The sequence below is a fragment of the Acinetobacter sp. SH024 genome (assembly GCF_000163635.1).
Taxonomy (GTDB): domain Bacteria; phylum Pseudomonadota; class Gammaproteobacteria; order Pseudomonadales; family Moraxellaceae; genus Acinetobacter; species Acinetobacter pittii.
In genome coordinates, this window is sequence record NZ_GG753608.1 from 21,661 (window position 1) to 29,892 (window position 8,232).

The following is an 8,232-nucleotide window of genomic DNA, read 5'->3' on the forward strand; positions in this document are numbered from 1 at the left end:
TATTCTCCTTATAACCAACGTTTTGCCATTTTTGCATAGACCCACAAAGGTATAAGGGTACTGACCACTAAAACAAAAAGAAATAATGGAATTTCCTTACCCATATGTACCAGCATAATTAATGAACCTGCACAGATAGGTAAAAACGCGAATCCACTTTCTTTCATGATTTTATTATTGGTATCTACTATTCGAAGTGGAATTTTTTTAAACTTTCTCCAAATCAGTAAAATAATAAGTAAGCTGATTAGACCGACTAGATTACCTAATTCTGGATGACCAAAAGCACGCATGACAACGACAGAGCCTTCACGAAAACCAATAATGAGTAGTAATGTAATTACCCATGCTGTCCAGTCTATACTTTTGATCTTATCCATATTTTTTATCTCTAAAAGTTTACTTATCAAGTTTTAACTGATATCGCCCTTGATTTCAAACTCTTCCAAGGGGCGCTTAAATTGTCTTGCGTGTTCTCCTAAGATTTCATCCAATGGAAGCTTTGCTTGGCGAATCAGCTTTTCTAACTTATGTGGCGCAATCTTCACATCAATATGTAATAAGCCTGCATCATCATAATGTTCAGACTCAATCACATTTAAGGCATAAAGTTGAGTACGTAATTTGCCATAAGCAGGCTTAAGCACGAGTGAAAACTTTTGAATTTGGCCCATTAAGCATTCTTGTACTGCTTTTTGGAGCAACTCTAGACCTTGACCAGAATGAGCTGAAACATAAACTCGATCTGGGACGTGTGGCTCAGCATAAATAATTTTGGCCTCTTCACCACTTAGATCAATTTTGTTGTACACCCGAAGTACGGGAGCATCAGCACCAATGTCTTTTAATACGCCTTCAACCGCTTCAATTTGGTCAAGCATGTCATGGCTACTACTATCAATAACATGTAGTAAAAGGGTCGCTTCTAGCGTTTCTTCAAGTGTTGCTTTAAATGATTCAACCAAATCATGCTGTAAGTTTCGTACAAAACCTACTGTATCTGCTAGCACAACAGTACCGATACCATCCCAGTCTAAACGGCGTAGGGTTGGATCGAGTGTTGCAAATAGTTGATCAGCTGCGTAGACATCACTATTAGCTAAAATATTAAATAAAGTGGATTTACCAGCGTTGGTATAACCTACTAATGAAATCGTTGGAATAGCTGCTTTTTGTCTTGCTGCACGCCCTTGCATACGAGTCTGTTGGACTTTGTCTAATTTATCTTTTAATTGGGTAATACGAACACGAATGAGCCGGCGATCTGTCTCTAGTTGTGTTTCACCAGGGCCACGTAAGCCGATACCACCTTTTTGTTGTTCAAAGTCGGCAGACCAACCACGAATAAGACGAGTAGATAAATGTTTAAGCTGAGCAAGTTCGACCTGTAACTTACCTTCATGCGTACGGGCACGCAGCGCAAAAATATCTAAAATTAAGCCTGTGCGGTCAATAACTCGGCATTTTAATATTCTTTCTAGATTTCGTTCTTGAGCAGGTGATAACGCGTGGTCAAAAATAACCAGACTCGCTTCTAGCTCCTGAACTTGCTCTGCAATTTCTTCGACTTTGCCTGAGCCAATAAAAAATTTAGGATTAGGCTTATTACGCTGAACCTTAACATGTTCAAGGATATCTGCACCAGCAGACTGTGCAAGTAGAGCAAACTCTTCGGCATCCAGATCATCTAATAATTGTACAGAAACACTCACTAAGATTGTGCGTTCACCGCCTTGATGCCGATCAACATATTCCACGTGGCTATAAATCCTGAAAATGGGAAAACTTTATTCTAGAGGAAACTTAAGCAAAAGGGGAAAGCGTTTGTTCTCATCCTTTAGATTAGTTATATGAGATTAGTCTAATGTTCAGATTTATTTTATTTGCCGTTCTCTAACGTCAATGCAAGTTTATTACGAAACGTATAGAATAACTTGAGATGGGTATAACAATGATTAATCGTTAGTGAAATTTTATGGCTCAAACGCAAAGTATAGTTAATTCAACGTTAAAGAAATTATCAAAAATAGGTTTATACGGAAAAAAGGTCACTTCTGCCACGGCCGCAATTAGTGAAGGTTTCTATCTAGTTTATCGACATGGGCTTTATAAAGATCCTAATAATCCTGTTAATACACGTTATGTCCAATACTTTTGCCGCCGTTTATGTCAGGTTTTTAATTTAGATATAGAAGTACATGGCACAATTCCTAGAGAACCAGCTTTATGGGTAAGTAATCATATTTCTTGGCTAGATGTTGCAGTTCTAGGTTCAGGTGCGCGAGTTTTCTTTCTGGCTAAAGCTGAAATTGAAAATTGGCCTATTCTTGGAAATTTAGCCAAAAGTGGTGGAACGTTATTTATTAAGCGCGGATCTGGCGATTCCGTCAGAATTCGTGAACAAATTGCTGAATTTTTAAAACAGAATATTCCCGTATTATTTTTCCCTGAGGCCACAACTACAGATGGACATTCTGTTAAAAAAGTTCATGGGCGATTACTGGGGGCAGCGATTGAAGCACAGCGTCCAGTACAGGTTTGTTTGATTTGTTATGTAAACCGCGATGGGCAATTAGATACAGTTGCGCCATTCATTGGTGACATGACATTTGCCGAACATATTCAACGTGTACTTGAAATGCCTAAAGTAACAGCTCATCTGTTAACTTTGCCTCCTATTTCAGTGGAAGGGCATGACGTCAAAAGTTTAACGCGCGAAGTTCAAGAAAAAATGGTGGAAGGTTTGGCTCAACTACATCAGAAAGTACTTAAGCCAAAAAACTAATTACATAAATCCTTCAAGTGGCAGCCATGAAAGAAACTTCATGCCTGCTTTTTGCCACCATTTCATCTCAGGTTCCTGTCTATAAATTACAGGACCATTTGGAGTTTCTTGCTGCCAATAAATATGATTGTTAGTGTCGAGCTTTAATTTATAAGCATACTTATTTAAATTTTCATCCATTGTATGGTGAATCGTCTTAGCCAGCGATGGGCTATCTAAAATCACACCAATTTCAGTATTTAAGTAAGCCGAGCGCGGATCAAAGTTAAATGAACCAATAAAAACCTGTTCATCTAATGCCATAAGTTTAGTATGCAAACTTGAGCGGCTTAATCCTTTCATGTTTACTTTAGCTTTAGTAGCAAGCTCATCTGTATTTTTATTTAAATCTCTTTTATCTGGTGTCGGTAAAAATTCATAAAGTTGTACGCCGTTTTTAAGCAGCTCTTTACGGTATTTCCCATAAAAGGCATGTACAACAGCAACGTCATTCGCTTTAAAAGAATTCGTTAAAACTCGAACTTCAACACCTTCTTTGGCAAGCGTGCTTAAAATCTTGGCGCCTTGTTTTTCAGGAATAAAATAAGCAGAGATTAAGTCAACGTTACTCTCTGGTTTTTCCAAATGATTAATTAGCTGGAAATTGAGGTGTTCTTCTTTCTTAGCTTTCGATTTGATTTTATCAGGTGAGTCTTTTACGACTTCTGCTTTGACCCAATCAAATTGAATATTGTGATTTAGCCATTGATCAAATGCATGAGATTTTGCGGTTAAGTTTAAAAAGTTTTGGACGGTAGCTTGTTGATAGTGTGCTTCGAGTTGTTCTTTTAAGCCTTCATAGCGTAAACGGTGCTGCTCAGGACTTACGATACTTTGAACTGAATATGCATATTCATGATTCCAGTAATCGTCAAACGAATTTACGATATCATCAACAGCAGCGCCTACCAACATTACATCGACATCAGAAAACTGATAGCTATCGCTTACATTGTAATATTGATTGGTCATGTTACGCCCGCCAATAAGAGCAACCTCATTGTCGGCAATAAAACTTTTATTGTGCATACGACGATTGATACGTTTTAAATCAAGCACCATATCCATCGCACGATATTTGCGGAAACGGTAGGGATTAAAAAGCTTAACTTCAATATTTTTATGCTGAGAAAGGGCCAGTAAAATCCCTTCCATTTTTTTTGCATTATTGTCATCAATAAGAAGTCGGACTTTTACACCTCGATCAGCTGCACGAATAATCGCGTGCAAGGCTAAAGCACCAACTTTGTCATTATCCCAAATGTAATATTGTAAATCTAAAGTCTTTTCGGCTTTATCAATTAATCTAAGTCGAGCCGCGAGAGCCTCCAGAGGATCATTTAGAACATGGAAACCCGTTAACTTTGGATTTTGCTGGCGTAAAGGTGTAATAATTTTGGCAAGTGAAGTCTCAGAGGTATCAATGTCCTTTGCATATTGCACAGGCTCAACACCATGTTTTGGCAGAGTACTACATCCTGTCAAACCCACAGCAAAACTTGAACATAGGACTATAGAGGCTTTTATCAAAAAGCCTTTAGCTTGTTGATTCGTTTGAAGCTGTTTGGAATGAAAGGATTGTGCCATAATCAGTACATACGATAAGGTGAGCTAGAGTATAATTCGTGCATATTGAAAGATAAATATTGAATTTGATTACTAGCAATCAATATAAGATAAGTCGAGAGTCGTAATGTGGAATCCGAATTCAATCATTTTTTGTTTTTACTTTATTTTTTCAATACTTGCTCTATGGGGAATTTCTGAGGCTTGGATTCATCAATCACGAACCGAGACGATTCATCCATTTAAAGCTTTTGTACATCTACTCGCATTTTATCTCTCTTATCTACTTATTCCTCTCTGGTTTTTTAATTTATATGCTGCTTGGATTGGTTACTACTCAATTCATCAAGGTATTTTCATCTTTTTCTTAAGTGGCGTGTTAATTTATGCCCGATTTATCGAACCTCATTTAGTGCGTGTCGATACTCATCAATATCGGTTAAATCCAGATCGTAGTTTTGATAAACCAGTAAAAGTAGCCTTAATTGCAGATTTACATATTGGTTTATTTTCCGGACATGAACGTCAGCTCAAAACCATCGTTAGAAAATTAAATGAACAGCAACCTGATTTAGTGGTAGTCGCTGGTGATTGGACATATGAGCCGGAAGATAGACTGATTGAAGAGTTAAGAGTTTTAAAAGAAATTCAGGCACCTGTATATTCTGTTCCTGGGAATCATGATGAGCAATATCCTGGTCCACCAATTCAGCAACTATTAAAAGATGCCCTATTTTATAATGAAGTTGTTGATATCGAAGGTAAGATTGTTGATTTTGAAGAATTTCGTTTGATTGGTATTGGTGACCTATGGGCAGGCAAAACCGATATGCGTTCTATGCCAGATTTACCGCAAGACAAGCCTTGGTTAATTTTATCTCATAACCCCGATACGGTAGATATGGTACCTAAATTACCGAATCGACCATTAATGTTATCTGGACATACACATGGAGGGCAGGTAGAGCTTCCATGGTTGACTAACTATATTATGAAAAAAGTATCAATTTTAGGTCATAAGCGTGGATTTTACTCTCACGAGCATGCAGATGTCTTCGTTACCGTTGGCACAGGAATGGTTGGAATTCCTTTGCGTTTCAGAGTGCCACCAACCATTGATATTATTGAGCTAGTTTAAAATAAAAAAGCCAATCACAGAGGATTGGCTTTTTTATGAGTTAAATCTAATTATGGAATAACGACAATCGCAACACGTCGGTTAATGGCACGGTTTTCATTGGTTGTATTTGGCACATAAGGTTGCGTTGAACCACGGCCAATTACGTAGATGTTTTCTTTTTTGAATCCACGTGTTAAGAAAAGGTTTGCCACACTTTGAGCACGCTCTTCAGATAACTTTTGGTTATATGTAGCATCACCAACATCATCAGTATGACCAACAATTTTCAATTTATTCAGGTCATATTTATTCAGTTGATTTGCCAGACGTACTAACTCAGCTTCATGACTTTGTTTTAACTGTGCATTATTAAAGTCAAATAACAAGCGTTCTGGTAAACCTAAAGTCCAGCCTTCATCAGTAAGAACGAAACCTTCTTTTTTGAGCAATTTTACTTGACGATATTTTAATGGACCAAAACTCAGGCACCCTGCAAGAGTAATGCATAGCAATGCAATAAAAGAGAGTTTTAAAGATCTTGTATTCATAGATTAGCCTAAATTTAATTTTCAGGTTTATAGATAAACCAGTGTTCATCCGAATTTTTAGCCTTATACATTGCTTGATCTGCTTGCATAATGAAATCTTCGGGGCTAGATGCAAATTGTGATAAAGCAATACCTACACTGAAACTGAAGTAAATGGTTTGACCATTTAGATGCAATGGTTCTTTACAGCTTTCGAGTAAATTTTCAGCAATAGATATTAAATGATCAGCATGACTAATGGAATGCAAAATGACAGCAAATTCATCACCGCCTAACCGTGCAATAAAATCTTGATGACGCAAACGAGTTTGCAGGCGATTTGCCATTTCTTTTAAAACTTCATCGCCAGCTAAATGGCCAAATTGATCATTAATTGCTTTGAAGTTATTGTTATCTATAAATAATAATGCAGACTTATTATCAAACCCTTTATCTTCAAACATGTCTAAAAGGATTTGGTAAAAATAATGTCTATTAGGTAATAAGGTGAGTTGGTCGTGATGAGCCTGAAAGGATAATTTACGATTTTCCTTTTGTAGCTGGTTATCCCATATCTGAATTTCTTCAAGTAACTCGTTAAAAACGGTATTTAAATCTTGAAATTCTTTAATTCGGTTATAAGGAAAACGAAGATTATAAGCTTTTTGTTCACTTACAATTTGAGCAATATTAGTAAGTGGATAAATAGCCTGCATAATTTGACGATAAGTTAAATTTACTGACCACCATAAAGCGCAAACAATAAACAACATTGCAATCGCAAGTCCTACTATAATCATTTTGAGGAACTGCAATATTTTTTCAGAGCTACCAAAAAGTGTAAGTTCACCTACATTTTGTTCATGATGATAAATTGTAAGATGAACAGGCTCATTTAAAAACCAGTGATCAAACCAGCCTTCTAAAATTGAAGTTTGACTTGATAATTTAAAACTTTGGGCGATCAGATGGTGCTCTGAATCATAAATATGAATAGTACGAATTGAATGATCATTCGTGTACTCATTCAAAATCTGCTCTATTGTAATTTTATCATTAAACACAACTGCGGGCTGAATACGCTCTAATAGAGTATGACTAAGCAATTGCAAATTCTGTTTGGCATAAGTTTCCATAGTAAAAACGGAAATTGAGACAAACGTAAAAGAGCAAATAAAAAAAGTAATAGCAAAAATAGTAAATTGAGATTTTCTAAATAAAGCGTGCAGTGAAGTGGACTGATACAACTTCGATATCATGATCCTTACTCCGCATTCTTAGCCAAGAGTAATACTCTCGGATCAATATGAACTTTGGAGTGACTTAAAGCATCTAAGTTAACTTTAAAGGTAGTGTAATTATTCTGAGTATATAAACAAAAGATACTTCCTATCTCGCACTCTGAATTATTAATACTTAAAGAAAGTAAAGAATGATAAGGATAGTTTTGAATAAGGTTTTGTTGTTGCTGCGGAGAAGTACTAGAAAAATAGACAGCCTGACAATGTGACCGAGCAAAATCTTTCGCATTTACAGTTTGAACGCGATAATTATAAGACATTTGCTGGATGTAAGATTGAAAAGTAGATGTAATAGAAGGGTTATCAATCACACAAAGAGTAGGAGTATTTACATTCTCCCACTTACTGTAGCTTAGGATAGATAAAGTAAGTACATAGAAATTATGTTTTGAATTGGCATAACAAGGCCCACTCGTAGCAAGCACTACAAGTATGCAAACAAATACTTTTTTAGCGAACTGCCACATGGTGAGTTAATGCCAAACTATTGCACGAATAATCTATTCTACATGAAGTTGATAATGTAAAAAAAGTTTAATATCTCATCTAAAAGTGACCAAAAAGCTCAAAAAGTATCCAGTTGATGATATTGATTTAAAAAAAGGGTTGCAAAGGGTTGTTAATGGTCTATAATGCACATCCATCGGCGGTGATGCAGATAGAAACTTGTTGAAAAACAGTTACTTGTGATTAAGTTGATTGCTTTAAGTGATGAATTTGATGGTAAGTTGGTTTGAGAGATAAGTTTTAAAAATATCGAAATTACCTGTTGACTTTTAAGAGATTAAGAGTAATATAGCCGACCTAGCTTGCTGGTGACGAACCAGGAAGAAGATCATTAAGAGAATTGAAGAACAACTTGTGTGGATTTTTACTGGTTGATTAATCGAAATA

Annotated in this window: 8 protein-coding genes; 2 read left to right on the forward strand and 6 right to left on the reverse strand. The window is 36.3% G+C overall.

Translation table 11 applies throughout. The features are described from left to right. Positions 1–8 precede the first annotated feature (8 nt). The gene (locus tag HMPREF0013_RS23945; protein ID WP_002117849.1) at positions 9–380 is read right to left on the reverse strand and encodes a hypothetical protein; all 372 of its coding nucleotides are present in this window, start codon (positions 378–380) and stop codon (positions 9–11) included. 33 nt (positions 381–413) lie between these two features. Continuing rightward, a complete protein-coding gene (hflX, locus tag HMPREF0013_RS23950) occupies positions 414–1,757 on the reverse strand; it encodes a ribosome rescue GTPase HflX (protein ID WP_005804925.1) in 1,344 nt (447 codons plus the stop codon). A gap of 218 nt (positions 1,758–1,975) precedes the next feature. On the opposite strand from hflX, the gene HMPREF0013_RS23955 reads away from it, so the two are divergent. Continuing rightward, positions 1,976–2,785: a lysophospholipid acyltransferase family protein gene (locus HMPREF0013_RS23955; protein ID WP_005804926.1), complete on the forward strand. Its 810-nt coding sequence runs from the start codon at positions 1,976–1,978 to the stop codon at positions 2,783–2,785. Here HMPREF0013_RS23955 and HMPREF0013_RS23960 read toward each other — a convergent pair whose 3' ends face one another. Beyond that, complete coding sequence (locus tag HMPREF0013_RS23960; RefSeq protein ID WP_005804927.1) at positions 2,786–4,411, reverse strand: phospholipase D family protein; 1,626 nt, start codon at positions 4,409–4,411, stop codon at positions 2,786–2,788. A 106-nt stretch (positions 4,412–4,517) separates the two neighbouring features. Between HMPREF0013_RS23960 and HMPREF0013_RS23965 the strand changes: the two genes are divergently transcribed. After that, a complete protein-coding gene (locus HMPREF0013_RS23965; protein ID WP_005804928.1) occupies positions 4,518–5,528 on the forward strand; it encodes a metallophosphoesterase in 1,011 nt (336 codons plus the stop codon). 50 nt (positions 5,529–5,578) lie between these two features. Here HMPREF0013_RS23965 and HMPREF0013_RS23970 read toward each other — a convergent pair whose 3' ends face one another. From HMPREF0013_RS23970 to HMPREF0013_RS23980, 3 genes are read right to left on the reverse strand one after another with little or no spacing between them, the layout of a single operon-like run. Continuing rightward, positions 5,579–6,058, reverse strand: a complete 480-nt coding sequence (locus tag HMPREF0013_RS23970; protein WP_002117846.1) for an OmpA family protein — start codon at positions 6,056–6,058, stop codon at positions 5,579–5,581. 14 nt (positions 6,059–6,072) lie between these two features. Then, positions 6,073–7,296: a diguanylate cyclase domain-containing protein gene (locus tag HMPREF0013_RS23975; RefSeq protein WP_005804929.1), complete on the reverse strand. Its 1,224-nt coding sequence runs from the start codon at positions 7,294–7,296 to the stop codon at positions 6,073–6,075. A 5-nt stretch (positions 7,297–7,301) separates the two neighbouring features. After that, positions 7,302–7,805, reverse strand: a complete 504-nt coding sequence (locus HMPREF0013_RS23980; protein ID WP_002117836.1) for a YfiR family protein — start codon at positions 7,803–7,805, stop codon at positions 7,302–7,304. Between the last annotated feature and the right edge of the window lie 427 nt (positions 7,806–8,232).